Raw genomic sequence first — 22,850 nt, 5'->3', positions numbered from 1 at the left:
GAGTTTTTTATTTCACAGAGTGAGCCCTGACTATCAGGGACAGGGAACCGGAGTGAAGGAGTCTTGCCCCTGGCAACGCCAGCCCATTTCCGCCTCCCGCATCTGCCACAGGTTGTTGCTGCGATAGAGGGTCAGGATGTAGATCATGTCGCTCTTGCTGCCGTCGAGGGCGACCGAGAGTACCAGATCATTGTCCAGTTGCTGGGCATGGATGCGACTGGGTGTGTCACCATGACCGACGAATCGCAGAGCGACCTCACGGTAGTCATTGACCCAGTTTTGCTGTTGATGGCTTGCCTGGCGTATCTGCTGGTTGAACTGCTGCACCGGCGCCGAGGCCAGTCGTCCAAATACCACTTGTGCTTCGGCGTGGGCTGCCGTCACGTTCGCCAGGAGAAGGGTGGTAAGCATACCGATTTTGCGCATGAGAAGTTCCGGCTAACAACGACTGCTTCTATGACAACAGAAAAGCCTATTTGGTTCAACGCGCGGCCCACAGCGACATGATGACGCTGTGGGCCTGCTCTCAATTGCGTTGCAGCGAGAAGGTGGGCAGCGACAGATGCCAGTAGATAGCAGCTACTCGCAGGCCAAACACGGCCGTCATGCAGATGAGCATGGCCGTTACCCTGTCCATGTTCGCCTCCAGCGCCAGGGTATAGAGAATGCCGCCGAGGATACAGGCGGTGGCATAGATCTCTTTTTGCAGCACCATGGGCACCTCCCGCGCCAGTACATCGCGGATCATGCCACCGGCTACCCCGGTCATGGTGCCCATAATCACGGCAATCAGCCCCGGGGTGCCGAAGTTGAGGGCCTTCTGGGCACCGATCACGGTAAAGAGGGCCAGCCCGAAGGCATCCGCCACCGGCAATACATACCAGGGCATCCTGCGGGGCAGCTTGACCATCCACATACCGATCAGCGCCGTCGCAATGACGACCCAGATATAGAGGGGATCGCGCACCCAGAACACGGGGGTGGCTCCCAGGATCATGTCACGGATGGTGCCGCCGCCGATGGCAGTGACCGCCGCCAAAACCATGACGCCAAACCCGTCCATTCTGAGTCGGCCAGCCACCAATACCCCTGAAAACGCGAATACCGCAGTACCAAACATGTCGCTGATGTAAACAATCTGCTCAACCAGTGTCTGCATGGAGAACAACTCACGCCAAATTGTTGATGGGGCCGCGATTTTAGGGGCTGGTGAGCCTAATCGCCAACAGTGCTCGACAAAATTGAGAGTCGGGACGGATTTTTTCTCGCAGCACGAACCGTTAGTGTCTCGTTTGCCCCCTGCCGTTGGCGAGCTTCAGAATGTTGAGTCTGTCACTGGTTTTGGCCCGATTTTTTCCTTAAGTATCCCCCCGACCCGCCGATATATAAGGTAAGCGGCGTTAATGCGATGAAGCGTTGAAAAAAAATGCTAAAGACATCCAAAAACGAGCCGTTAAATAAGACGCATCGGGCACAGAAAATAATAAAGCCAGAGCAAATAGAAGAGTAAATTTAATAGCTTAGGAGAATAGTCATGGGCCTTTATATCAACACTAACGTTTCATCACTCAACGCTCAGCGTAACCTGATGAATACGACCAAATCACTGGATACTTCCTACACTCGACTGGCATCTGGCTTGCGTATCAACAGTGCCAAAGATGATGCCGCGGGTCTACAAATCGCTAACCGTTTGACCTCTCAAATCAACGGGTTGGATCAGGGTAACCGCAACGCCAACGACGGTATCTCTGTAGCTCAGACTGCTGAAGGTGCGATGGATGAGATTACCGCAATGCTACAGCGGATGCGCACCTTGGCCCAGCAATCAGCCAATGATTCAAACAGTAAGGATGATAGAACTGCCTTGCAACAAGAATATAAACAGCTCTCTACAGAAATTAATCGCATTGCCGGTGATACCACTTTTGGTGGTCAAAAAATATTAGCAGGTGGTTATAAAGGAACTTTCCAAGTCGGAGCTGAGGCTGGGCAGACCATTTCATTCAAAATGACCAATTCGTTCAAGCTGACAGGGATTGCAGAGATGACCAAGGGGAAAGCCGTAATTAAAGCAGCCTCTACAGCTACTGTGGCTGATGCTTGGGCTGTAACTGCTTCTACCGGTAAGGTCACGTGGGGTGATATTGACGATATATCGGGGTCGACAGGATCTAGCGCCCAGTTGGCGTTAGCAAACTTGGATTTTATGATTGGGGCGGTAGATAGCAAACGAGCTGAGTTGGGTGCGGTACAGAACCGCTTCGATTCAACCATTCGCAACCAGGCGAATATCTCTGAAAATGTCAGTGCAGCCCGTTCACGTATTCGTGATGCTGATTTTGCGACTGAAACCGCCAACCTGACCAAGCAAAATATTCTGCAGCAAGCTGCCTCGACCATTCTGTCGCAGGCAAACCAGCGCCCACAGTCTGCTCTGTCTCTGCTGCAAGGCTAACAAAAGAAAACAGGGCGGTTGTTCAGGCCGCCCTGGTCAAGAGATGGAACAAAGGGGTGTTCGGGTCGCACTCTGTTCTATCGGGAGAGATATAATTCTCTACTAGTAATGCCAAGTGTTGTCCAGCTGTGTAGTTCTGTCACGCTTGGTCATATTCTCCTGAGCATATGCTCATCTTTAGGCCGGTTTACCGGCCTCTTTTTATTGTGTCGCCAAGTTGACGTCACTCTATTAGTTCTTAGCATTAACCGTGCCAACACATCTTATCTCTTAACGCGGGCCCTCATCCGCTGCGAGCTGCATGGTGATGTTGCTCAATTCATGAACTTTTGCCGCCTGCCGGAGAAAATTTGCCGCTTTAGGCAACAATTTTCCTAAAGCTTGTATCTGCGCTGCCGTTAACCAAAGTGAAGCAATCGAGGGGTGTTCGGAATCCAACGTTTGCACTACTGCGGGTGCCCTGTTCGTTCAAACAGACACCCGCCTGAAGAGCCAGGACTGTTCAACCTGCTCTTCAAACGGTGGGACGTCGTGTTGTTTAGACGACGCAACCCGCAGTCGCATGTTCTTCGGGAGAATTTATTATGGCCATGTACATCAACACCAATACGTCATCACTGAACGCTCAGCGTAACCTGATGAATACCAACAAATCGTTGGATACTTCCTATACCCGTTTGGCATCTGGTTTGCGCATCAATAGCGCCAAAGATGATGCTGCCGGTCTTCAGATCTCAAACCGTTTGACCTCACAGGTCAATGGCTTGGATCAAGGGAATCGAAATGCAAACGATGGTATCTCTGTAGCTCAGACTGCTGAGGGCGCGATGGATGAGGTGACCAGTATGCTGCAGCGGATGCGCACGCTGGCTCAACAATCAGCAAACAGCTCCAACAACAAAGATGACCGTACTGCCTTGCAGCAGGAGTATAAGCAACTGACAACCGAGATTAACCGTATCGCCGGGGATACAACCTTTGGTGGTCAAAAAATACTCAATGGTAGCTATAAAGGAAGTTTCCAAGTCGGTGCTGATGCGGGTCAAACCATTTCATTCAAGATGACCAACTCCTTCAAATTGACCGGGATCGCAGAGATGACCAAGGGGAAAGCCGTAATTAAAGCGGCTTCTACTGCAACTGTCGCTGATGCTTGGACTGTAACTAATTCTACTGGCAAGGTTACTTGGGGTGATATTGACGATATCTCGGGTTCTACGGGCTCTAACGCGCAGATTGCGTTGGCGAATTTGGACTTTATGATTCAGGCCGTCGATAGCAAACGCGCCGAGTTGGGGGCGGTGCAGAACCGCTTCGATTCTACCATCCGTAACCAGGCTAACGTATCTGAAAATGTCAGCGCTGCTCGTTCTCGCATCCGTGATGCTGATTTTGCAACAGAAACTGCCAACTTGACCAAGCAGAATATTTTGCAGCAAGCAGCATCCAGTATTTTGGCGCAAGCCAATCAGCGTCCACAGTCTGCACTCTCTTTACTGGGTTAAGAGTCGGCACTGGAGTGATAGATAGAGGAGAGATAAGATGACGAATGAACTTGGAAGCCTGTCATCTGCTAGTGGCTCTTCTGTACTGTCGAAAGATAAGAGCGGCCATTCGGCCGCTCTACCACTTTCTGGCAGGCCGGCAGAATCGTTTAAAGGGCAGTCAGAAGAGCAGCTTGATGTTCAGAAAGAGATCAAACCGACTTCTCAATCTATGACATTGAGTGATGAAGAAGCTGAAGTTCAGGTACAAAAATTGCAGGAGTTTGGGCGATCACAAGGATGGACTGTGAATTTTAGTTTGGAGCGAGAGTTGAACGAAGTGGTCATCAAGGTAGTTGACTCTGACTCCAAGTCAGTCATACGCCAGATACCGAGTGAGGAACTGATCGCGCTAAGCAAGCGAATTAGAGAGTTGAGTGAGGAACACTCTAGCTCATCCCCCAGGGTTGGACTGTTGCTTGATCGTGAAGTATAAAACCATAAGTACAGTGGCTAGGAGAGGATAAAATGGCAACAATCACATCTGCAGGTGCCGGATCAAATCTTGATCTGGAGAGTGTTATCGCTGCTAGCCTCAATGCACGTAAGGCTCAGATTCAGCAACCCATCATTACCAAAAGAACCAATGCACAGGTTGAATTGTCAGGTCTTGGTCAATTCAAGTCTGCAATTAGCTCTTATGTTACTAGCCTCAAAGAGATGTCAAAATCAGATGCTTTTAACAAAAGAGCTATCAATATAACTCAGGATAAAGATAACCCAGTCCTAAAAGTAGAGAGTAAAACCGGTGCAGCTAATGGGCAGTACAATGTAACCGTCAATAAATTGGCTACAACGAGCAAATTTGAAGGGACATTCAATAACTCTACGGATCCATTGGTGACTCAAGATGGCACGCTTACATTCACCGCCGGTGCAAAAACGTTTAATGTAGATGTGAAGGCTGGCGATTCTCTTCAAGCGATCCGTAAACGGGTCAATGAAAATGGCAATAACTTTGGTCTGAATGCCAATATTATTAACACCTCTGATGGTAAAGCAAAGCTGGTTATTGACTCTGGTATTAGTGGTGCAGGTAAAGATTTGCAAATTACGGGTAGTACCGCAGGGTTGACAACCTTTGCCTCATCTTTAACCAAAACTCAGTCCGCAGAAAGTGCCGAAATTTCTGTTGATGGTAATACGTTAACGAGTGATAGTAACATGTTTGATGGCACTATCATGGGATTAAAAATGACAGTTCTGAGGGTGTCTGATAAAGACACTTCGGGTGTAGCAAAGTCTAATAAAGTTGATGTCACAACGGATAAAGATGGCATCAAGGAGATGGTAAAAAATTTCATTAAAGGCTATAACGAACTGGTTGTTAAAGCAGACTCGCTAGGTAAACGTAATTCTGTCGTCGCAGGTGTAACACAGAATGATGGCGGTGCATTAGCAGGGGACTCAATGACCCGTAGTGTCGTCAACCTTATGAGTAATACGCTTATCACTCCATCAGAGTCATCCAAAGAGTTTTCAACAATATTCCAACTTGGCATCAAGATGGATAATAAAGGGGTTCTTTCTCTTGATGATAAAAAATTTAGTGAGGCATTAGATAAAAATTTTGAACAAGTAGTGGCAGTATTTGGGGGCGAGAAGGGCGTTGCTGGTAAGTTGGCTACATCTCTGGAAAGTTATTCCAAAAGTGGCGGTTTGGTTGCACAACGAGAAGACTCACTAAATATAGAACTACGTTCTCTGGCAAAAAAAGAGAGTGACGCTGCTGCCGAACTTGTCAAATATGAGACCAGCTTACGCGCAAGATATGGTGGGTTGGATAGCTTGCTAGCAAAAATGAATCAATCCGCAAGTTATCTTAAAAATATTCAGACATCTAACAAAACTAGCTAATACGTGATTTATCTGTGACTCTTGTAATATAAATGAGGTTGTTATGTATCATAAGAGCATAAAAGCATACACCAGTCAAAATCTGCAGGCAGAGATGGCTGTTGCCGATCCTTATCGAGTTATCCAGCTGATGTTGCAAGGTGGTATAGAGCGGTTATCACAGGCCAAAGGTGCGATAGAACGCAAGGACTATGAGGGGAAATCCATCGCTATTTCCAAGAGCTTAGCAATTATCAATGGATTACAAGATGCCTTGGACCTTTCATATGGAGATATACCAGAAAATCTTTTTGCTTTATATGAATATATGAAATCTAGATTGTTTGATGCTAGCCGAGATATGGATTCAGCCCCTGTTGATGAGGTTGCTATTTTGCTTGGGACCATAAAAAGTGCATGGGATTCAATCCCCGTGGATGATCGGGTTAAAGCATTAGCTCAGCAGGCATCATTATGAGTGATGTTCAACATCTTTTTCATCTAAGCAAGCTTTTAGAATCGGCAATTAAATCACAAGATTTGCAATTGGCGCATGAGTTGGCGGATCAGCGCCTTGTATTATTGGATGGAATATACCATTCCAAAAAATACTCGCAGGAGTTGATTAATGCAGTCAGTGTTATTTTGAATAATGAACCGCTCCTCACGAAAATGATTTTAGATGAAAAAAATGAGATAAAGAAAAAGCTATTATCCGTTATCGCTTCAGATAAAGCGAGTCAATTATACAAGTCTCATTCTAAAAAGTAGGGTGAAAATGGATTTCCAAAAAAGCATTAGTGAAGTTGAAAAAGAAGTTGCGCGTCTAAAAATTCAGAGTGAGCAAGAAAAAGCAATGATTGAAGTGCTACCGATTCGTTTTGATAAAAACATGGAAGCATTTAAAAAGTACATGCCGGGGCTATATAAACGGTTTAATGATTATAAATCTGAGAGAGCATTTAGATTTTATTGCAATGAGAATGGGGTGCCAAACTTATTGTGGCTGGATGATAATGTATCGCTATATGGACATGATCCATTTTTGGAATGTAAAGCGCAGGTGGATAGTGTTTTACATTGCAATAATGCAATTCAGACAATAGAATTTTCTAGAGAAGATAATCCACTTGATTTCATTCATGTGAATTTCATGAATGAAATGTTGGAGCAACAAAGCCTTTTAGCTGACAGGCTTAAACCTATCTCAACGGCTGGTGATGTCATCCCGCTCGTTATTATGTTTGGTGTCGGATTGGGATATCAGATTTCATATCTTTTTGAACAGTGCCAGCCAAAGGTTTTCTTTATCGTTGAGCCAGATCTAGATTTGTTTTACGCCTCTATTTTTACTTTTGATTGGTTTTCTTTATTTGAATATATTGACAATGAAAATATTAATATTCATGTTTTTCTTGGCCAGACAAATGACGAAATAATAAACGACATAGCGCCTGCTATGGCGAAATTTGGTTCATATTTGGCGGCCGCTAGTATCGGATTTTGGCATTATAAAAGTGAAAAAATAATTGATTTAATAAAGAGAGTAAAGCAAGAGTTTTTTATATTGGCTAGCGGTTGGGGTTTTTTTGATGACAATATAATCGCAATGTCTCATTGCATCGAAAACGTCAAAAATAATATCCCATTTTTGGTGAAAGACCGGTATGTTGATGAAAAGTGGAAAAATACACCCGTTTTTATTGTTGGTAATGGCCCATCTCTCGATAATTCAATTGATACGCTGAAGTATCTACAAAATAGTGTAGTTATTATCAGTTGTGGCAGCGCACTTTCAGCATTGCATAGAGCTGGAATAAAGCCAGATATTCATGTTCAGGTTGAGAGAACCAAACTTGTCCCGGATACACATGCTTTATTGAATGATGATGATTATTTACGAGATATATTATTTCTTAGTGTGGATGTTATTCACCCTAATTGCATGACGCAGTTTGATAAGGTTGGATTAGCATTTAAGTTATTTGAACCAGGTCCATTTATATTAAAGCGTGACTTTGAAATTGCTAGATTACGCGACACGCTCAGAGCTGCTAACCCTCTTGTTGGAAATACGGGGTTAGCAACAGCATGTCGACTCGGATTTGAAAATATTTATCTTTTTGGCATAGACAATGGTTATGTCAGCGATCAGCACCATCACTCTAAACTAAGTTTTTATTTTGATGATGATGGAAAATCAAAAGAGAAACTATCTCTCTTGATTACGCAAAAAAGCAAGCATCTTGTACCTGGTAATTTTGGTGGGGATGTTGAAACAACGAATATGATGATCAACTCCAAGTTGGTAATGGAAAGTTTGATAAAGGTATATAAGCAGGTTGATATATTCAATTGTTCAAATGGTGCGGAAATTAAAGGTACTAAACCGACAAGAGTCAGTGATATCATTGTAGATAACGTGGTTGTTGATAAAAACGAATTAAAATCACATATCATAAATCATATTTACCAGCCAATGAATATTTCAACCGCGGATTTTGTTGGCAGGATCAATAGTGAATTTTTCGATGAGTTGATCGATAAAATGGTATCCGAATGGGAAGTCGATTTTTCCTCTCGGGAGAACATACTGCAGTGTATGATGAGACAATATGAGTATATGTCAGCCATTCGAAATAGTGGATATAACCATATATATCGATGTGTTATTGGTTCGTTATACTATTCATATAGCGTTATTTTGTCTACTTTGTATCGGTATGAGGAGTCTGATGACTTATATAAGGTAATCAATCTTATGATTTTTATTATGAGACAGTACTTTATTACCATGAAAGAAAAATACAAAAATGCATTAACAAGCATAGATAATAAACAGCACGGTTTACTAGATTGAGAATGAGATGCAGCCCTATCTTGGGCTGCGTTTTTATTCTTTGATATGGTCATTGATCTTGCTAAGCAAGACAGCTGACGTCCAACCGGTCGATATTTTAAAATGACCTAGCGTTTCGCTTTCAATAATGAATCCATTTTTAATAAAGGCATTGATGGATGCATGATTGTCGCCATATGCACCTGCTGTAATTTTGTGTATATTAAGCTGCGAAAAACAATAATCGGTTGCTATCTTGATGACCTCTGTTGCAATACCTCTTCCCCAATAATTTTTATCTCCTATCATTATTCCTAGCACGATGCTGCTATTTTTTTTGTCAATGATTGATAATTTCACATTTCCAATGTGTTTATTTTCTGTAAGGTCAATAATAGCCCAAAAAAGACCTTCTCTATGGTTTTCCATATAATAGTTGGTTAGTTTTTCGATATCCCACTTAATAAATCTAGACTCAAGATAACGATTTACTTCTGGATCATTCAGCCATGAGCAGTAAGTGTTATTAATATCTGATAGTTCAAGTCTTCTAATGCCAATTACAATTTTTTTTTGATGTGAACTAATTTCACTTGAAAGTATGATATTAGAATTCATCATATCAACCCTCTATTTTGAAATTTTCAAGTCAGAAAAACAGACTGCTTTACCTCGATGAATATCATGGAGAGTTGTTTTTCCCAATACTTGTGGCAATGATTCAGGTGGCAACCCATAGCCTGGCCGGATCCGTCGGATGTGTTCCGGCTTTATGATGGTGCCCGCAGGGATGTCGGTAACAAAATACAAAGAACGACGAAATCTCAGGTTTGCCTGCTCAGCCTGGTTGTCACCACTTTCTCCTGATCCTAACGCTTGCCAGCAGAGTTTTGCCTGGCTGCAGAGCTCTTTAAGTTCACGTGGTTCAAGTGAGAACTCGGCATCCGGGCCGCCATCAGCGCGAGCCAAGGTCAGGTGTTTCTCGATGGCCACAGCGCCCAATGCTATTGCCAGCTGAGCGGCGGTATTTCCCAGCGTGTGATCAGAGAGACCAACGGGTACTGAAAATGTCTCTGCCAAGCGGGTAATCCGCTTGAGATTGATATCAGCAAGAGGGGTTGGGTAGCCACTGACACAATGAAGCAGCAGGATCTGTGAGCAACCATTTTCACGCAAAATGGTCATTGCCTTGGCAATTTCATCTTCAGTTGACATGCCAGAAGAGATAATGACCGGCTTTCCTTGCTGAGCTATGTAACTGAGCAGGGGAAGATCGGTAATTTCGAATGAGGCAATTTTGTATGCGGGAGTACCCAGCTCCTCCAAAAAATCAACAGCACTCTCGTCGAAGGGCGTGGAGAAAATAGTCAATCCGCGTGACTTTGCTCGTTCAAAGAGAGGCTGGTGCCATTCCCATGGGGTATGGGCTAGGGTGTAGAGATCGTAAAGGGTATGGCCATCCCATAAACCGCCCTGAATATGAAAATCCGGTAGATCACAGTCGATTGTCATGGTGTCAGCTGTATAGGTTTGCAGCTTGATGGCATCAGCTCCCGCATCGGCAGCCGCATCTACCAGCGCCAGTGCCCTCTCCAGCTGGCCATTATGGTTGCCGGATAGTTCAGCAATGATGTATGGCGGGCTATTTGGGCCTATCTCGCGGCCATTAATAGTGAACTGAGGCATGAAACGTCTCCTTGGGAGAAAAATGAAACCAGTTCTGTGAGCTACTGCACTGATATCCAATTGACCGGAAGAGTGCCAGAGAGCCCTGGTTTTCAGGGCTGATATAGGCGTGAAAGGTGAACCAAGGGAAAAGTTGGTGCAACAGATTAAGAGCCCGTTTGCCATGCCCTCGTTGGTGTTGCTCGGGGTCAACGTAGATAGAAACTTCGTTATACCTGTCTGGCTCACAGGCTTCATCCAGCCTCACGACGGCGCAAGGACCTGTGGCTGACATAACCTTGAACAGCCAGCGCTGAGGGTTCTGCAAAGCTCCGTGTAACCAGATTTGATGTTCACTGAGGGGAGGACAATCGGTATTTCGGCTATAGCGGCGAGTTACCGCATCCTGTTGCCATTGCCATATCCACTCTGCGTCTTCTTCTGTGATTGGCTGCAGCCAGTATGAGTGCTGCTGCGATGTGAGCTTCTGCAACAAACGCTGTGCTCCCGTGCCATCACAGAGTGCGGCGCTATGTTTGCCGAGTTGCTGCAAGGTCTCTTGATTGGGCCAGTGAAGTAACAGCTGTTGTAGCAGTTGCTTATTATCAAGCATCCTCAGATCGCCAAGCCATATCACGGCATTTGCCTGTGCTAGCCGTCTGGCATTTTCCAGTTGGTTGTCGGCAAGAGTGAATAGCAGGGTAGGCAGAGCCAAGGTAGCGCGCTCCCAGCAACTGGTTCCTCCAGCACCGATGGCGAGATCGGCCTGCAACATCAATTCGGCCATGTTGTTTGCATCGAGGTGCAATTTGACGTGATGGCGACTTTTTGCCATGACCTCTTTAAGTGTATCGATATGAGGGGCTTTGCTTGCCAATACCAGATCAATTTCCAATATAGGGATGGGCAGTTGATCTATCTGGGGCAGAATGCGGGATAGATGATTGTCACTGTCCATTGCTCCGAGGGAGAGCAGCAGTCGTCTGATCCTTTTATTTGACGCTCTTCTGGCAAGCGCGACAGGCCGTAGCCTGGCAAACTCTGGTCGCAGTGGCGCATAACCTGGGCCTAGCAGAGGCACTTCTTCAAACAGGCTTTCGCTATAGTCGGCAGGTTGCCGGTATGGGGTCATATCAAGCAACCGGGTTGCTTCATGAGGTCTGTCAGCCAGATCGTCGATAACCAGTTGTTGGGGGAAGAGGGCCGCCAGCGGCTGCTCCCAACGGCGATCCAGCTGATAGTGATCCACAATCAGCCAATCACTGCCTCCCCACCCCATGGTGGCGCGATAGAGCGAGCGCCAGTCAGGTTGTGCGGGAAGCAGCGTCAGACCATGTTGGCGAGCAATGACTTGAGTGCCATCAAAGCCAGGCAAATCGGCACAAAAGAAGTGGCACTCGTCACCTCGGCTGGCTGCAAGATCAGCGATGCTAAGGCACCGCATGAGATGGCCTGCGCCTATTGTCGTACTGGCATCACATCGGAACAGCAACCGCATCAGCGTACTCGGAATACGGGTTGAATGGACTCGCCATCAAGCGCACTGGCCAGTGTCAGATCTCTATCGTGGCGAATGAGCACTGGCAGTATGTCGCGATAGGCGGCCAGCAAAGCGGCCACATCCTGTTCGCTGTGGGCCAGATTCATATTGTGACTGCCAAGGGTGAGGAGCCCTCGCTTGCACAACTCCTGGATCAGATAGCTCTTGAGAAGCCAGGTAGAATGGTTTACTGAATCCGCAACCAGCAGAAAGCTCCAGCTCGGGTGTCCGGCGGTTTGCAGCCAAGCTGGGGCATCGATCTCTTTTAGCAAGCTATCGAGCCCATCCAGTACCTGTTGTCCCCGCTCTGCGAGCCTCTTTGGTACATCCAGTTGCCGCATCTTTTTGATGACGGCGTTGGCCGCAGCGAGGGCAATTACATCCCCGCCGAAGGTGCCGGAGAAGAAGATATCTTCCATCCGTTTCATATATTGGCGGCGGCCAACAACGGCGGAAATCGGGAAACCATTGGCCATGCCTTTGCCGAACGCAGCAAGATCCGGCGTCACACCAAAGAGGCTCTGTGCCCCGCCCAAGTGGTAGCGAAAACCGGTAATGGTCTCATCAAAGATGAGTAGTGCGCCATGGGCATCGCAGAGTTGGCGCAGACCAGGCAGAAAATCCGGGGTTGGCCAGGTTACATTCATCGGTTCCAGAATGACGGCTGCAAACTCGCCCGGGTGAGCTTCCAGCAGGCACTGCAGCGAGGCAAGATCGTTGTAGTCAAATCTGTGGGTCAGCTCTCTCACGCACTCGGGGACCCCCAAATGGCGGGTGGTTGAGCCGATGTACCAGTCTTGCCAGCCATGATAGCCACAGACTGCTACCCGCTCGCGGCCTGTGACTGCTCTGGAGAGCCTGATACAGGCTGAGGTGGCATCAGTCCCGTTTTTGCCAAAGCGAACCATTTCGGCGCAGGGGATCAGCTCAATGAGCTGTTCAGCGACTTCAGTTTCCAGCCGGTGGGGAAGGGAGAAGATCGAGCCAAGACTGAGTTGCTCTATTACCGCTTCATTCACATCCGGATCGCAATATCCAAGACTGATGGCCAGTAGGCCGCTGGCAAAATCAAGATACTCGTTGCCATCTACATCCCAAACATGCGCCCCATTGCCGCGCTCGATAAAGAGTGGGGCGGCGCCATAGGGGAAACAGAGGCGACTTTTGGAGAAGGTTTGGGAGCCGAGTGGAATGCTGTTCCGCACGTGCCGAGAGAGCGAGTGAATGTTGATAACGTGAGGTCATATATGATTCTCCTTGGCCAGCGAATTAGCCAATCCTTCGTTGCGCTTGTGCCGGGTATTAAGTGTTGTCAGCTCCGGCTGCTGCGCCAGCAGGGCGAGGATATCGTCGGTCGTAAAGGTTGGGTTGGCAGGATAGAGAGCCTGATAAATTCGCTCTACCAGTTCAAAGTCGGCAGGCTCATCGACAGTCCAGCGCAGGTGGGCCAGCGAAGGCGAGCGCTGCAGTTCGCCGATAGAAAACTGTTCGGAATGACAGCGAACGTAATAGGTGACATGTTCCCGCTCGGTCTGCGTGGCGGCCTTTTCCTGCAAGGTTGCCAGAGTCGCTCCACTCATGATCTCGGCATCCAGCCCATCCGGATAACTGGGATTGCCGCAGTTGCTGCTGTAGTCGAACTTGCCCGAGAGATGAAGGGCTATCAGCTCGTCTATTACCATAGGGTCAGCCATGGGCAGTCACCGGTGAGACGTACAACATGGGTCGGACTGTAGGGTTGGGCCGCCAGATAGAAACGCAGCAACACATCGTCAAGAGGACCGCAGAAACAGGGGATATTCAACCTCTCGCACAGCTCGGCAATGGCGCGATCTTCCGACTGATCGCTGGTGGCAACCAACAGTTTATCCAGCAGCTTGCTCTGTTGCAGCCGTTCAATCTGCCTTGCCAGCATGGGTTCGCCCAGCAGTTCCTTTAGTACCTTGTTGGGCAGGCGGGAAGAACTGGTTCTGGCCTGCAGAATACCCAAGATCATCGTGTTCTCCAGAGTCCGGGGTTGATAAGTTCCTGTTCCATAGACGCCAGGTGTGCGATATCGGCCTCGTAGCACTCGTGCTGTACTTGACTGGCCGCAACGATGGCGGCCAGCTCTTGGGCATGACAAACACCGACAACAAAGCGGCTCACCTGTGGTAGGGCTGTCATGATGGAGAGGGCTCTGCCAAGCGGGGCCATCGAGGGATGCCAGTGGTCAAACCGTTCAAGTGCGGTAGCGAAACGCTGAAAATAGTCAGGTCGCTGCGCTGGTTGCATCAATAACAGGCCCTGTAAAAAGAGCGAGCGAACATGGATTTCACACCCCATATCTACCAGTTTGTCGAGCCATCCAGTGCGTAAAAAGCGTTGATCGAGCAAATTGGCAGGTAATTGCACCAGTTCCAGAGGATAGCCAGCTGCGCTCCAGGTATCGAGCTCCTCCGGGGAGTAGACGGAGATCCCGAGTTTTCCGATCGCGCCCTGTTGCTGCAAATCGGTGAGTAACTCGAACAAGGCAGGTGAGGCATCTTGGCTACGGTGCAGCAGCAAACCATCGAGTCGTTTTCGCCCCAGCCAATGCAAGCTGTTGTTTAGCGCTGCCTTAACATCGGACAGCGGTAGCCCTGGTGCCAGCTTGTCGATGAGATTGAAGTCGGTGATATCTCTTTGCCCCAGCCTCTGCTCGGCATTGCCATAGGCTTGCGCCGTATCCAGGGTATCGATACCTGCTTGACGAGCTAACGCAATGATCGCGTCGAGTTCCTCATCGCTGACTTGTCCGTCGTGATTGCTGATCCCGTAATCCAGACCGAATTGCACTGTGCCCAGAGCTAGCCGCATAGTGCCTGCTCCAGCGCATCTACGACCTGTTGCTGCTCTGAGAGAGTCAGAGCCGGGAACAGTGGAAGAGATATTGCTCCCTGATAGTAGGCTTGTGCGCCCGGATAGGCTGCTGGGTCATGTCCCAGCCCACGGTAGTAGGGCTGGGCTGGGATAGGAATATAGTGAACGTTGACGCCAATGCCGGCAGCACGCAGGCGGGCAAACACCTGATCGCGTTCAGCCACCTGAATGACATAGAGGTGATAACCGCTCTGGCGATTATTACTCTGCTGCAACGGCTGGACTGGCAAGGGGGATAACAGCGCGTCATATCGCCTGGTAAGTTCACGACGCTGGGTAATGAACTGATCAAGACGGCTCAACTGACTAAGCCCTAGTGCCGCCTGAATGTCGGTCAAGCGATAGTTGAAGCCCAGAAGTTGTTGCTCGTAATACCACTCTCCGGGAGAGGGCATGAGCAGCGCTTGCGGATCTCGAGTGATTCCATGGCTGCGATAGAGTCGCAATTTGTCGGCCAACACCTGATCCCTGGTGGTGACAGCACCTCCTTCTGCGGTCGTAATCGGTTTGACCGGATGAAAGCTGAAGACCGTCATATCGCTGTGACGGCAACTACCGATAGGTGACCCCTGATAGTGGGCACCCAGTGCATGGCAGGCATCCTCGATCAGAATGATTCCGTACTGGCGACAGAGCGCACCGATCTCTTCGAGATCGCAGGGCTGTCCGGCCAGATGTACAGCAATCAGCGCTTTTGGAAGGGAGTGGGTGCGCACAGCTTGCTGCAGTTTCTTATCTAGTGCCACTACATCGAGGTTACCGGTAGCAGGGTCAACGTCGACAAAATCAACGTTGGCATTGCAGTATCGAACGCAGTTCGCCGAGGCAACAAAACTGACCGCAGAAACCCAAACTGTATCTTGGGCGCCAATATCCAGTACTGCGCAGGCCAGATGAAGCGCAGTGGTGCCGTTACTGCAAGCAACCACATGCGGCACTTGGCAGTAATCGGCCAGTCCTTGTTCGAAAGCGGGAACGGCTTGGCCTTGGGTCAGATAATCAGATTTCAGTACGGCAACGACGGCTTCTATATCGGCATCGCTGATCGATTGGCGTCCATAAGGGATCATTCGGACAACACCTGCTGGTTCATGCTCTGTAGTTCAGCTATCGACAGAAAATGCTGATTATTTAGAGAATTGTATTCAAAACCTGGAGTAACCAGCGTGGCTGTTTCGCCCAGAGCATTAATGCTGAAATCATTGTTGCGGCTATTGAAGCTGATGCTGGGTGCAATCACGTAGTAATCGTTGAACTCATAAGTGTGGAAAGAGTCGTCAGCCGGACACATCACCTCGTGCAGCTTCTCCCCCGCACGGATGCCGATGATCTCCTGCTTAAGGGTCGGAGCCATGGCTGCCGCCAGATCGGTGATCTTGACCGACGGGATTTTCGGCACGAACAGTTCGCCACCGCGCATACGCTGGAAGTTGCTTAGAACAAAATCTACGCCTTGCTGCAAGGTCAGCCAGAAGCGGGTCATCTCGGGGTGGGTGATAGGCAGCGTACTGGCGCCGCTCTTGATCAGATTGTCGAAGAAGGGAACTACTGAGCCCCTTGAGCCGACCACGTTGCCATAACGTACCACCGAGAAGATGGTCGGGTTCTTGCCCGCCATATTGTTGGCAGCGACAAAGAGCTTGTCAGAACAGAGCTTGGTTGCCCCGTAAAGGTTGATCGGGTTGGCAGCCTTGTCGGTCGAGAGTGCAATGACCTTCTGCACGCCATTGTTGAGCGCGGCCTTGATGACGTTTTCGGCTCCTCCAACGTTGGTCTTGATGCACTCCATCGGGTTGTATTCGGCAGCTGGCACTTGCTTGAGCGCAGCGGCATGCACCACAAAGTCGACATCGCGCATCGCCATATCGAGGCGCTCGGCATCGCGAACATCGCCGATAAAATAGCGCATGCAGGGATGGTTGAAACACTGCTGCATTTCAAACTGCTTGAGCTCATCACGGGAGTAGACGATCAGTCGTGCGGGTTGGTAGCGGGATAGCACGGTTGCGATGAATTTCTTGCCAAATGACCCCGTGCCACCGGTAACCAGGATTGTTTTTCCATTAAACATGACGGTGTCCCATGATGAAAATTGGTATCTATAGAATTCTAAAGCACTTTTTATGCCATTTGCAGACGTATATTGGCAGGCGTGATCTGAATGGCTGTTTTTTGGCTACTTGCTGTTGGGTTGGGTAATAGCTTGGCAAACCTGTTCCACTGCATTGAGGGCTCTCGGGGTGAAACGGTGCAGCTCATCCGAGTTGATTAAATCGAGTCGCTGATGCTGCACCGCGTCGAGATTAGGCCACTTCTGCCAGTGACGCAGAGCGTCAGGATCTTGACTCCCCGCGAGGATCAGCGATGGGTTGGCTCTGATCACCTGTTCCATGTCCACTTGAGGGTAAGGGGTCTTGGCATTCGCCATGATGTTGATCCCGCCGCAAAGTTCGATGGCCTGAGCTGGCCAGGCATTGCCACTGACGCTGGTGAGCGGCGGGTACCAGAGTTGGTAGAACACCTTGACGCCGGTTGGTTGGCCATAGCGCTGTTGCAGGGAATGCAGACGCGCCAGATAGCGATCGGCGGCTTCGTTGGCACTTTTCTCAACACCCAGCAATTTGCCCAGCGCCCGCATCTCGGTGGCCAGCGAGGCAAAATCGGTAGGCTCAGAGTAGAAAACCGGGATACCCAGCTGCTCCAGCGGGGCCAGCATGCGAGACTGGGCCGAGCGCCAGCCGAGGATCAAGTCCGGCTTTTGTGCCAGCAGGGCCTCGACATTGATGCTGCGATAATTGGCCACCTTGGGCTTGTTTTTCACCTCGGCGGGATAGTCGGAGGCATCGTCGATGGCCACCAGCTTGTCACCGGCACCGATGTCATAAAGCAGCTCGGTAAGATGGGGTACTATGCTCACCACCCGGCTCGGAGTCGCGGCAAACAGAACACCGGGCAACCAGGCCAGCAGCGCGCAGGGCAGCCAAGTCGGCAATCGCAACCATCTAACCATGAAATAACCCCGCCACAGTGACAAGCAGCGCCAGCATCAACCAGCCCCAGCCAATTGCTTGCAGAATATTGAGGACCTTGCGTGGTGACTCTCCACCGGGGTCACCACTGTTGCCAAGTACTGGCCAGCGTTGCAAGGTTCCCTGATAGTAGCGAGGGCCGCCAAGGCGGATCCGGCACTTGTCAGCAAGTAGCATCAGCAGCATCCCGATGGCGGGATTGGGCCAGATCGCACCACTTCGCAGCAGTTGAGTGGCCTGCTTGAGCCGTGGCAACAGGAGTGGCAGCCCCAGCAGCAGGATGGTGGGGGCATTGAGCCCCTGATAGAGCGCGCTGGCGGCGCGACCAAAGTGGTCGAAGGCGGGATCTTTGCGACTCCAGCTCTGATTCATCAGCTGCACCAGCCGCCAGAGCAGGGCGCCCTGTACGCCAGCCAAAGCAAATCCCAGCAGCGGGCCAGCCCATTGGCCGACCAGACGCAGGGCGCAGCTCTCCGTCACCGCTTTGGCGAGTCCCATGGCCGAGAGTTTGCCTGTCTCCCGTTTGAGCCAGGGGGCAGACTGCAATCTCGCCAGCGGCAGAGTTTCCTGGGTGGCGAGCGAGCGGGTGGCATGGGCGAGTTCGCGCAGCGGACGGGATTCGAGCATCAGCAGCAGGAACAGCAGGTCGAAGATCGGCTCGCTCAGGGCCAGATTGCGCAGCGACCAGAGCCCGGCAGCGCAGGGGAGCCAGACTACCAGCATTGCCAACAGGCCGGCCTGCATTTGCTGGCCGGGTGAACCATCGGGTCTGTGTACCTTGTGCCCCAGCCTGGTCAGCAGGGGCGTGACGGCCGAAAGACGCAGATGGGATGGCCACGGGATCACCGCCTCCAGCAGGGCAGCCCCCACCAGAATGGCCGCCATCGTCGAGAGGATGGCGTCGGCCATCAAATCAAGCGAGCCGGTCTCGATCACAGCTTGCCGAGCATCTTGATGATCACTTCGGCGGAGTGCTTGCCGGCCACTTCGATGAAGGCATCGAAGGATTCAACCTGTTCCTTGCCAGCGATATCGGACATGGCGCGTACCACCAGATAGGGCACTTTGAACATGTGGCACACCTGACCGATGGCGGCACCCTCCATCTCGACCGCCAGCATCTGCGGGAAATCGGCGCGAGCCTTGGCGATGGCGTCCGGTTTGCACATGAACTGATCGCCGGTGCAGATAAGGCCGACCTTGGTCTGGTGCTTGCCCTGCTCGGCGATGCAATCCTGAGCGACCGCGATGAGTTTCTCGTCGCAGGGGAAGGCGGCGGGTTGCTGCGCCATCTGGCCCATCTCGTAACCAAAGGCGGTCACGTCCACATCGTGGAAACGCATCTCGCTGGCAATCACCACATCACCGATGTGCAGATCCTGGGCAAAGCCGCCCGCAGAGCCGGTATTGATGACGCAGTCGGGGGCGAATTTTTCCAGCAGCAGGCTGGTGGCCACGCTGGCGGCGACCTTACCGATACCGGAGCGGGTCAGGATCACCTCTTTGCCTGCCAGCATCCCTTGATAGAACTCGCAGCCGCCCAGTTGCAGGGTGGTGGGGTTGCTCATCTGGCTGCGCAGCAGGGCCACTTCTTGCTCCATGGCGCCGATAATACCTACTTTCATTGCTGACCTCGTCTTGATAGCCGTGTGGCTGAATTTAAGTTGCTGTAGATCATAACAAAAGATGGCGTCGGCGCCGAGAGGCACAAGCGAAAGGAGAGATGAAACGCGGCGCTCCATATGGGAGCGCCGCAGGTGACAAAAAGCATTGATGAGATAGGAGGGGGGCCTTTAGCCGAGCGCGGTGTCGAGGGTCATCATCAGGGCAAAGCCTGCCATCAGGCCGAGGGTGGCATAGGTCTGGTGACCGTTGCGGTGGGTCTCCGGGATCACCTCGTGCGAGACCACAAACAGCATGGCGCCGGCGGCGAGCCCAAGTCCGATGGGGTAGGCGATGGCAAGGCCGCTGGAGAGCCCGACCCCGAGCAGGGCGCCAACCGGTTCGAGCAGGCCGCTGGCGATGGCAACCAGCACCGCCACCGAGGGGCGAAAACCGGCAGCGCACATGGCCAGCGCCACCGCCAATCCCTCCGGAATATCCTGCAGTGCGATGGCAGTGGTAAGCGGCAGCCCCACCGACATATCCCCCTGCGAGAAGCTCACCCCGATGGCCATCCCCTCCGGCAGGTTGTGCAGGGCGATGGCAAAGACGAACAGCCAGACCCGGGAGCAGCTCTCATGGCCGGGGCCGCAGGGGCCGGTTTTGTCATGCTCGTGCGGGGTGAACTGATCCAGTCCCAGCATCAACAGTACCCCGAGGGTCATGCCGACCACCACCACGGCGGCGGCGCTAAAGCCGTTGCCGGTGATCCCCTCGGCGGCCTCCAGCCCAGGCAGCAGCAGGGAGAAGGCACTGGCCGCCAGCATCATGCCGGCGGCAAAGCCCAGCATGGTGTCCTCTACCTTTTGCGGCACCGAGCGCAGAAACAGGGCGGGCAGGGCGCCGATGGCGGTGGCGGCAAACCCGGCGGCACCACCGACAAGGCCGTAGCGCACGCCGCTGGTCACCTCGCCGGTAGCGAGCATGATGAGACTCTGCAACAGCAGCAACAAGACGGCAGCCAGCGCGATAAATAGGCCGAGAGCAGTGAGCGGGCGACTTTGCATCTGGCTGCGCAGTTGCTGTGACCAGGATAACGGAGGAAGAGCTGAGAGATGGTCCATGGCATGGCCTCGAGTGTGCAAAGTGGATGGTGGCATTACATCCACTTGGCCGCCCCTTGTCTATGTCTGCAAGGCGATTGCCGCTATCGAAAAATGGCGTCAGGTGAATATGAAGTTTTTTGTGATCCGGCTCCGATTGTTGGTTTTGTTAAGTTGCTTTTAATTTTTAAAGAAAAGTGAGGGCGTGGTCGCTTTGTGCTAGAGTGCGCGCCTTTGCGGAACTCTACCTTCCCGGTGTTCTGCATTTTTTCCCGTCAGGAAGGTCCGGGGATTTGCTCATAGGGACGTGATCGCCACACTCCATTCGCCTGTCAGCAGTAGAGGATCACCCGCCACTATGTTTTACAAGAATCTCTCCATCGGCAAAAAGATTGCCGTGGTTTTTGCGGTCATTGCCGCAGTCAACGTTCTCTTCGGTGTTTTTCTCTCCAGCGAATTGCGCGGTGTGCGTGATCGGGTGCTGAACTTTACCGACTCTACGCTGCCGAGTGTCCTGTCGGTTGAAACCCTGCTCTATGACGTCTCCTATGTCCGTCGTGCCCAGTTCGCCTTGCTGATGGTGAACGATGCCGCTGATCTGCAGGCTCGCCGCAGCCGGATCCAGCAGAATATCCAGAAAGTAGACAACGCATTTCACGCCTATGAGGCGACCGTCGGTGCTGATCATGAGCGTCAGGTGTTTAATCAGGCCAAACAACAGTGGCTCAGTTACCAAGGTGCAGTGAACGAGTTTGATCAACTGCTGGTACAAGGACAACAAGAGCAAGCCAAGGCACAGTTATTTGCCTCGAATGCGGCTTTTGGATCTTTGGAGCGGGCTGTTAATGCTCTGATCGATGTGAACCTCGGTTTTGTGAAGGAAAACCGCAGCAGCTTGCTTGGCAGCGTCAGCATGGTGACCACTTTCGCCATGGTGAGCATTGGTGCTCTGCTGGTGTTCATGGTGGTGATGACCTGGTTCCTGACCCGCCAGATCTGCCTGCCGCTGCAAGCGGTAGTGGCTCAGGCCAACGCCATTGCCGCCGGCGATCTGACTCATCAGCTGGAGCGTCAGCATATCGGCCGCGACGAGCTTGGCATGCTGGCCAAAGCTTCCCTCAAGATGCAGGACAACCTGCGTGGTCTGATTGAAGAGGTGGTGGCTGCGGTTACCCAGTTGGGGGCGGCGATTGACGAAGTGAGTGCGGTTTCCGAACAGTCTGCCAAGGGTATTCAGAGCCAGCAGCAAGAGATTTCGCTGGTGGCGACAGCCATGACCCAGATGAAGGCGACCGTTGCTGATGTGGCGGGCAATACAGAGCACACCTCTGAGTCTGCCAGTGCAGCTAATACCTTGGCCCGCAAAGGCAACCAGGATGTGCAGCGTTCGCTGGTGGCGATCACCCGTGTGGCTGAAGAGATTGAGCAGGCTGGCACGCTGGTGGCCGAACTGGAGCGTGAATCCGCCCAGATTAACGTAGTGGTCGATGTTATTCGCAGCATTGCCGATCAGACCAATCTGTTGGCTCTCAATGCCGCCATTGAGGCAGCCCGTGCCGGTGAACAGGGCCGTGGCTTTGCGGTGGTTGCCGATGAGGTGCGCACCCTGGCGGGCCGCACCCAGGCCTCGACCGGCGAGATTGTGGCCATCATCGAAACCCTGCAGGCGCGCGCCAATCAGGCCAAAGAGGTCACTGGCCAGAGCTGCGAAATGATCCGCCAGTGTGTGGATCAGAGCGAGCAGACCGGTATCGGCATCCAGCAGATTGAAGAGGCGGTCGCCCAAATTGCCGACATGGCGATCCAGATTGCCAGCGCCTGCGGCGAGCAGGATGCGGTCTCCGACGAGCTGGGCCGCAACGTCGAGCGGATCAACGAGTCCGCCAACGAGGTGGCTCTGGGCGCCGATCATACTGCCCGTGCCTGTCTGGAGCTGAGCCAGCTGGCGGTGGGTCTGAAGCAGACCATCGGTCGTTTCCGCCTCGCCTGATAAAGGGGCTGGCGTACGCCGGCCTCTTCATTCATAAAAGTCGGGGCGCTTTGCCTGCCCTCACGACACCCGGCCATGTGCCGGGTGTTTTTTTATCTGGCGATGGGTACGAGGCCAGATGGTTGGGGCTCTTCATAAGAGGATGAAGGTCTGGGCGAACAGGGCGGTCAGATAATTATCCCGGCCTGTGCGCGGTGATATTCAAGAAGGTTGGTTAAGGCGTATTTGCTAATGAGAGAAGGGCGACGAACTGTTTTGGGGATGGGGAACGGGGCGAGCAGTTGGGGCGTATGCTACGGGGAAGAAGAGCATAAGCAGTTGGTTGGAATGCTCTGACAGGGTA

The 22,850-nt window shown here is 51.3% G+C and carries 23 protein-coding genes; 8 read left to right on the top strand and 15 right to left on the bottom strand.

Annotated features, from left to right (window positions below; translation table 11 throughout):
* Positions 1-33: 33 nt before the first annotated feature.
* A complete protein-coding gene (locus tag ACTG2J_RS13430; RefSeq protein ID WP_005333978.1) occupies positions 34-426 on the bottom strand; it encodes a hypothetical protein in 393 nt (130 codons plus the stop codon).
* Between the two features lie 100 nt (positions 427-526).
* On the bottom strand, positions 527-1,159 hold the full coding sequence (locus ACTG2J_RS13425) for a trimeric intracellular cation channel family protein (RefSeq protein ID WP_005333975.1): 633 nt from the start codon (positions 1,157-1,159) through the stop codon (positions 527-529).
* A 375-nt stretch (positions 1,160-1,534) separates the two neighbouring features.
* Between ACTG2J_RS13425 and flaA the strand changes: the two genes are divergently transcribed.
* The 7 genes from flaA (at position 1,535) to ACTG2J_RS13390 (ending at position 8,698) form a co-directional block, all read left to right on the top strand.
* Positions 1,535-2,458, top strand: coding sequence for a flagellin A (flaA, locus tag ACTG2J_RS13420; RefSeq protein WP_113739238.1), 924 nt, complete (start codon positions 1,535-1,537; stop codon positions 2,456-2,458).
* Positions 2,459-3,042: 584 nt separating this feature from the next.
* On the top strand, positions 3,043-3,963 hold the full coding sequence (gene flaB, locus ACTG2J_RS13415) for a flagellin B (RefSeq protein ID WP_113739239.1): 921 nt from the start codon (positions 3,043-3,045) through the stop codon (positions 3,961-3,963).
* A 37-nt stretch (positions 3,964-4,000) separates the two neighbouring features.
* Positions 4,001-4,438, top strand: a complete 438-nt coding sequence (locus tag ACTG2J_RS13410) for a flagellar protein FlaG (RefSeq protein WP_113739240.1) — start codon at positions 4,001-4,003, stop codon at positions 4,436-4,438.
* A gap of 32 nt (positions 4,439-4,470) precedes the next feature.
* Positions 4,471-5,859: a flagellar filament capping protein FliD gene (fliD, locus tag ACTG2J_RS13405; RefSeq protein ID WP_113739241.1), complete on the top strand. Its 1,389-nt coding sequence runs from the start codon at positions 4,471-4,473 to the stop codon at positions 5,857-5,859.
* Positions 5,860-5,902: 43 nt separating this feature from the next.
* On the top strand, positions 5,903-6,316 hold the full coding sequence (fliS, locus tag ACTG2J_RS13400; RefSeq protein WP_113739242.1) for a flagellar export chaperone FliS: 414 nt from the start codon (positions 5,903-5,905) through the stop codon (positions 6,314-6,316).
* Positions 6,313-6,609: a hypothetical protein gene (locus tag ACTG2J_RS13395; protein WP_113739243.1), complete on the top strand. Its 297-nt coding sequence runs from the start codon at positions 6,313-6,315 to the stop codon at positions 6,607-6,609. The genes fliS and ACTG2J_RS13395 overlap by 4 nt, the downstream gene beginning before the upstream one ends.
* Positions 6,610-6,616: 7 nt before the next feature.
* On the top strand, positions 6,617-8,698 hold the full coding sequence (locus ACTG2J_RS13390) for a motility associated factor glycosyltransferase family protein (protein ID WP_113739244.1): 2,082 nt from the start codon (positions 6,617-6,619) through the stop codon (positions 8,696-8,698).
* A 33-nt stretch (positions 8,699-8,731) separates the two neighbouring features.
* Here ACTG2J_RS13390 and ACTG2J_RS13385 read toward each other — a convergent pair whose 3' ends face one another.
* The 13 genes from ACTG2J_RS13385 to ACTG2J_RS13325 form a co-directional block, all read right to left on the bottom strand.
* Complete coding sequence (locus tag ACTG2J_RS13385) at positions 8,732-9,298, bottom strand: GNAT family N-acetyltransferase (RefSeq protein ID WP_113739245.1); 567 nt, start codon at positions 9,296-9,298, stop codon at positions 8,732-8,734.
* Between the two features lie 9 nt (positions 9,299-9,307).
* The gene (gene pseI, locus ACTG2J_RS13380; RefSeq protein WP_113739246.1) at positions 9,308-10,363 is read right to left on the bottom strand and encodes a pseudaminic acid synthase; all 1,056 of its coding nucleotides are present in this window, start codon (positions 10,361-10,363) and stop codon (positions 9,308-9,310) included.
* The gene (gene pseG / locus ACTG2J_RS13375; RefSeq protein ID WP_113739247.1) at positions 10,344-11,840 is read right to left on the bottom strand and encodes a UDP-2,4-diacetamido-2,4,6-trideoxy-beta-L-altropyranose hydrolase; all 1,497 of its coding nucleotides are present in this window, start codon (positions 11,838-11,840) and stop codon (positions 10,344-10,346) included. Before pseG ends, pseI begins: the two co-directional genes overlap by 20 nt.
* Positions 11,840-13,087 carry an aminotransferase class III-fold pyridoxal phosphate-dependent enzyme gene (locus ACTG2J_RS13370; protein ID WP_439997596.1) on the bottom strand — a complete coding sequence of 416 codons (1,248 nt, stop codon included), beginning with the start codon at positions 13,085-13,087 and terminating at the stop codon, positions 11,840-11,842. Before ACTG2J_RS13370 ends, pseG begins: the two co-directional genes overlap by 1 nt.
* Positions 13,088-13,123: 36 nt before the next feature.
* Positions 13,124-13,576 carry a hypothetical protein gene (locus ACTG2J_RS13365; protein ID WP_439997595.1) on the bottom strand — a complete coding sequence of 151 codons (453 nt, stop codon included), beginning with the start codon at positions 13,574-13,576 and terminating at the stop codon, positions 13,124-13,126.
* Entirely contained in the window at positions 13,558-13,878 is a 321-nt protein-coding gene (locus ACTG2J_RS13360; protein WP_439997594.1) for a cytidylyltransferase domain-containing protein, read from the bottom strand. The genes ACTG2J_RS13365 and ACTG2J_RS13360 overlap by 19 nt, the downstream gene beginning before the upstream one ends.
* Complete coding sequence (locus ACTG2J_RS13355) at positions 13,875-14,720, bottom strand: aldo/keto reductase (RefSeq protein WP_113739250.1); 846 nt, start codon at positions 14,718-14,720, stop codon at positions 13,875-13,877. The genes ACTG2J_RS13360 and ACTG2J_RS13355 overlap by 4 nt, the downstream gene beginning before the upstream one ends.
* Positions 14,711-15,853 (bottom strand): UDP-4-amino-4,6-dideoxy-N-acetyl-beta-L-altrosamine transaminase, encoded by a 1,143-nt coding sequence (gene pseC, locus ACTG2J_RS13350; RefSeq protein WP_113739251.1) that lies wholly within the window; start codon positions 15,851-15,853, stop codon positions 14,711-14,713. The genes ACTG2J_RS13355 and pseC overlap by 10 nt, the downstream gene beginning before the upstream one ends.
* Entirely contained in the window at positions 15,850-16,854 is a 1,005-nt protein-coding gene (gene pseB, locus ACTG2J_RS13345; protein WP_439989540.1) for a UDP-N-acetylglucosamine 4,6-dehydratase (inverting), read from the bottom strand. Before pseB ends, pseC begins: the two co-directional genes overlap by 4 nt.
* Before the next feature lie 105 nt (positions 16,855-16,959).
* On the bottom strand, positions 16,960-17,793 hold the full coding sequence (locus ACTG2J_RS13340; protein ID WP_162628371.1) for a cobalamin-binding protein: 834 nt from the start codon (positions 17,791-17,793) through the stop codon (positions 16,960-16,962).
* Complete coding sequence (locus ACTG2J_RS13335; RefSeq protein WP_201989190.1) at positions 17,786-18,748, bottom strand: cobalamin biosynthesis protein CobD/CbiB; 963 nt, start codon at positions 18,746-18,748, stop codon at positions 17,786-17,788. The genes ACTG2J_RS13340 and ACTG2J_RS13335 overlap by 8 nt, the downstream gene beginning before the upstream one ends.
* A complete protein-coding gene (gene mtnN / locus ACTG2J_RS13330; RefSeq protein ID WP_040067225.1) occupies positions 18,745-19,437 on the bottom strand; it encodes a 5'-methylthioadenosine/S-adenosylhomocysteine nucleosidase in 693 nt (230 codons plus the stop codon). Before mtnN ends, ACTG2J_RS13335 begins: the two co-directional genes overlap by 4 nt.
* Positions 19,438-19,605: 168 nt before the next feature.
* The gene (locus ACTG2J_RS13325; protein ID WP_047440409.1) at positions 19,606-20,538 is read right to left on the bottom strand and encodes a ZIP family metal transporter; all 933 of its coding nucleotides are present in this window, start codon (positions 20,536-20,538) and stop codon (positions 19,606-19,608) included.
* Between the two features lie 337 nt (positions 20,539-20,875).
* On the opposite strand from ACTG2J_RS13325, the gene ACTG2J_RS13320 reads away from it, so the two are divergent.
* Positions 20,876-22,507, top strand: a complete 1,632-nt coding sequence (locus ACTG2J_RS13320; RefSeq protein ID WP_439989541.1) for a methyl-accepting chemotaxis protein — start codon at positions 20,876-20,878, stop codon at positions 22,505-22,507.
* The last annotated feature ends 343 nt before the right edge of the window (positions 22,508-22,850 follow it).

It is taken from the genome of Aeromonas sp. 6P, assembly GCF_051919525.1.
GTDB lineage: Bacteria > Pseudomonadota > Gammaproteobacteria > Enterobacterales > Aeromonadaceae > Aeromonas > Aeromonas veronii.
Note: the sequence above shows the minus strand (reverse complement) of the source record. Positions and strands in the feature narration are given on the sequence as shown.

What these genes read in the sequence shown, in the direction of transcription:
- ACTG2J_RS13430 (WP_005333978.1), bottom strand. Translation starts at nt 426, where the DNA reads ATGCGCAAAATCGGTATGCTTACCACCCTTCTCCTGGCGAACGTGACG.
- ACTG2J_RS13425 (WP_005333975.1), bottom strand. Translation starts at nt 1,159, where the DNA reads ATGCAGACACTGGTTGAGCAGATTGTTTACATCAGCGACATGTTTGGT.
- flaA (WP_113739238.1), top strand. Translation starts at nt 1,535, where the DNA reads ATGGGCCTTTATATCAACACTAACGTTTCATCACTCAACGCTCAGCGT.
- flaB (WP_113739239.1), top strand. Translation starts at nt 3,043, where the DNA reads ATGGCCATGTACATCAACACCAATACGTCATCACTGAACGCTCAGCGT.
- ACTG2J_RS13410 (WP_113739240.1), top strand. Translation starts at nt 4,001, where the DNA reads ATGACGAATGAACTTGGAAGCCTGTCATCTGCTAGTGGCTCTTCTGTA.
- fliD (WP_113739241.1), top strand. Translation starts at nt 4,471, where the DNA reads ATGGCAACAATCACATCTGCAGGTGCCGGATCAAATCTTGATCTGGAG.
- fliS (WP_113739242.1), top strand. Translation starts at nt 5,903, where the DNA reads ATGTATCATAAGAGCATAAAAGCATACACCAGTCAAAATCTGCAGGCA.
- ACTG2J_RS13395 (WP_113739243.1), top strand. Translation starts at nt 6,313, where the DNA reads ATGAGTGATGTTCAACATCTTTTTCATCTAAGCAAGCTTTTAGAATCG.
- ACTG2J_RS13390 (WP_113739244.1), top strand. Translation starts at nt 6,617, where the DNA reads ATGGATTTCCAAAAAAGCATTAGTGAAGTTGAAAAAGAAGTTGCGCGT.
- ACTG2J_RS13385 (WP_113739245.1), bottom strand. Translation starts at nt 9,298, where the DNA reads ATGATGAATTCTAATATCATACTTTCAAGTGAAATTAGTTCACATCAA.
- pseI (WP_113739246.1), bottom strand. Translation starts at nt 10,363, where the DNA reads ATGCCTCAGTTCACTATTAATGGCCGCGAGATAGGCCCAAATAGCCCG.
- pseG (WP_113739247.1), bottom strand. Translation starts at nt 11,840, where the DNA reads ATGCGGTTGCTGTTCCGATGTGATGCCAGTACGACAATAGGCGCAGGC.
- ACTG2J_RS13365 (WP_439997595.1), bottom strand. Translation starts at nt 13,576, where the DNA reads ATGGCTGACCCTATGGTAATAGACGAGCTGATAGCCCTTCATCTCTCG.
- ACTG2J_RS13360 (WP_439997594.1), bottom strand. Translation starts at nt 13,878, where the DNA reads ATGATCTTGGGTATTCTGCAGGCCAGAACCAGTTCTTCCCGCCTGCCC.
- ACTG2J_RS13355 (WP_113739250.1), bottom strand. Translation starts at nt 14,720, where the DNA reads ATGCGGCTAGCTCTGGGCACAGTGCAATTCGGTCTGGATTACGGGATC.
- pseC (WP_113739251.1), bottom strand. Translation starts at nt 15,853, where the DNA reads ATGATCCCTTATGGACGCCAATCGATCAGCGATGCCGATATAGAAGCC.
- pseB (WP_439989540.1), bottom strand. Translation starts at nt 16,854, where the DNA reads ATGTTTAATGGAAAAACAATCCTGGTTACCGGTGGCACGGGGTCATTT.
- ACTG2J_RS13340 (WP_162628371.1), bottom strand. Translation starts at nt 17,793, where the DNA reads ATGGTTAGATGGTTGCGATTGCCGACTTGGCTGCCCTGCGCGCTGCTG.
- mtnN (WP_040067225.1), bottom strand. Translation starts at nt 19,437, where the DNA reads ATGAAAGTAGGTATTATCGGCGCCATGGAGCAAGAAGTGGCCCTGCTG.
- ACTG2J_RS13325 (WP_047440409.1), bottom strand. Translation starts at nt 20,538, where the DNA reads ATGGACCATCTCTCAGCTCTTCCTCCGTTATCCTGGTCACAGCAACTG.
- ACTG2J_RS13320 (WP_439989541.1), top strand. Translation starts at nt 20,876, where the DNA reads ATGTTTTACAAGAATCTCTCCATCGGCAAAAAGATTGCCGTGGTTTTT.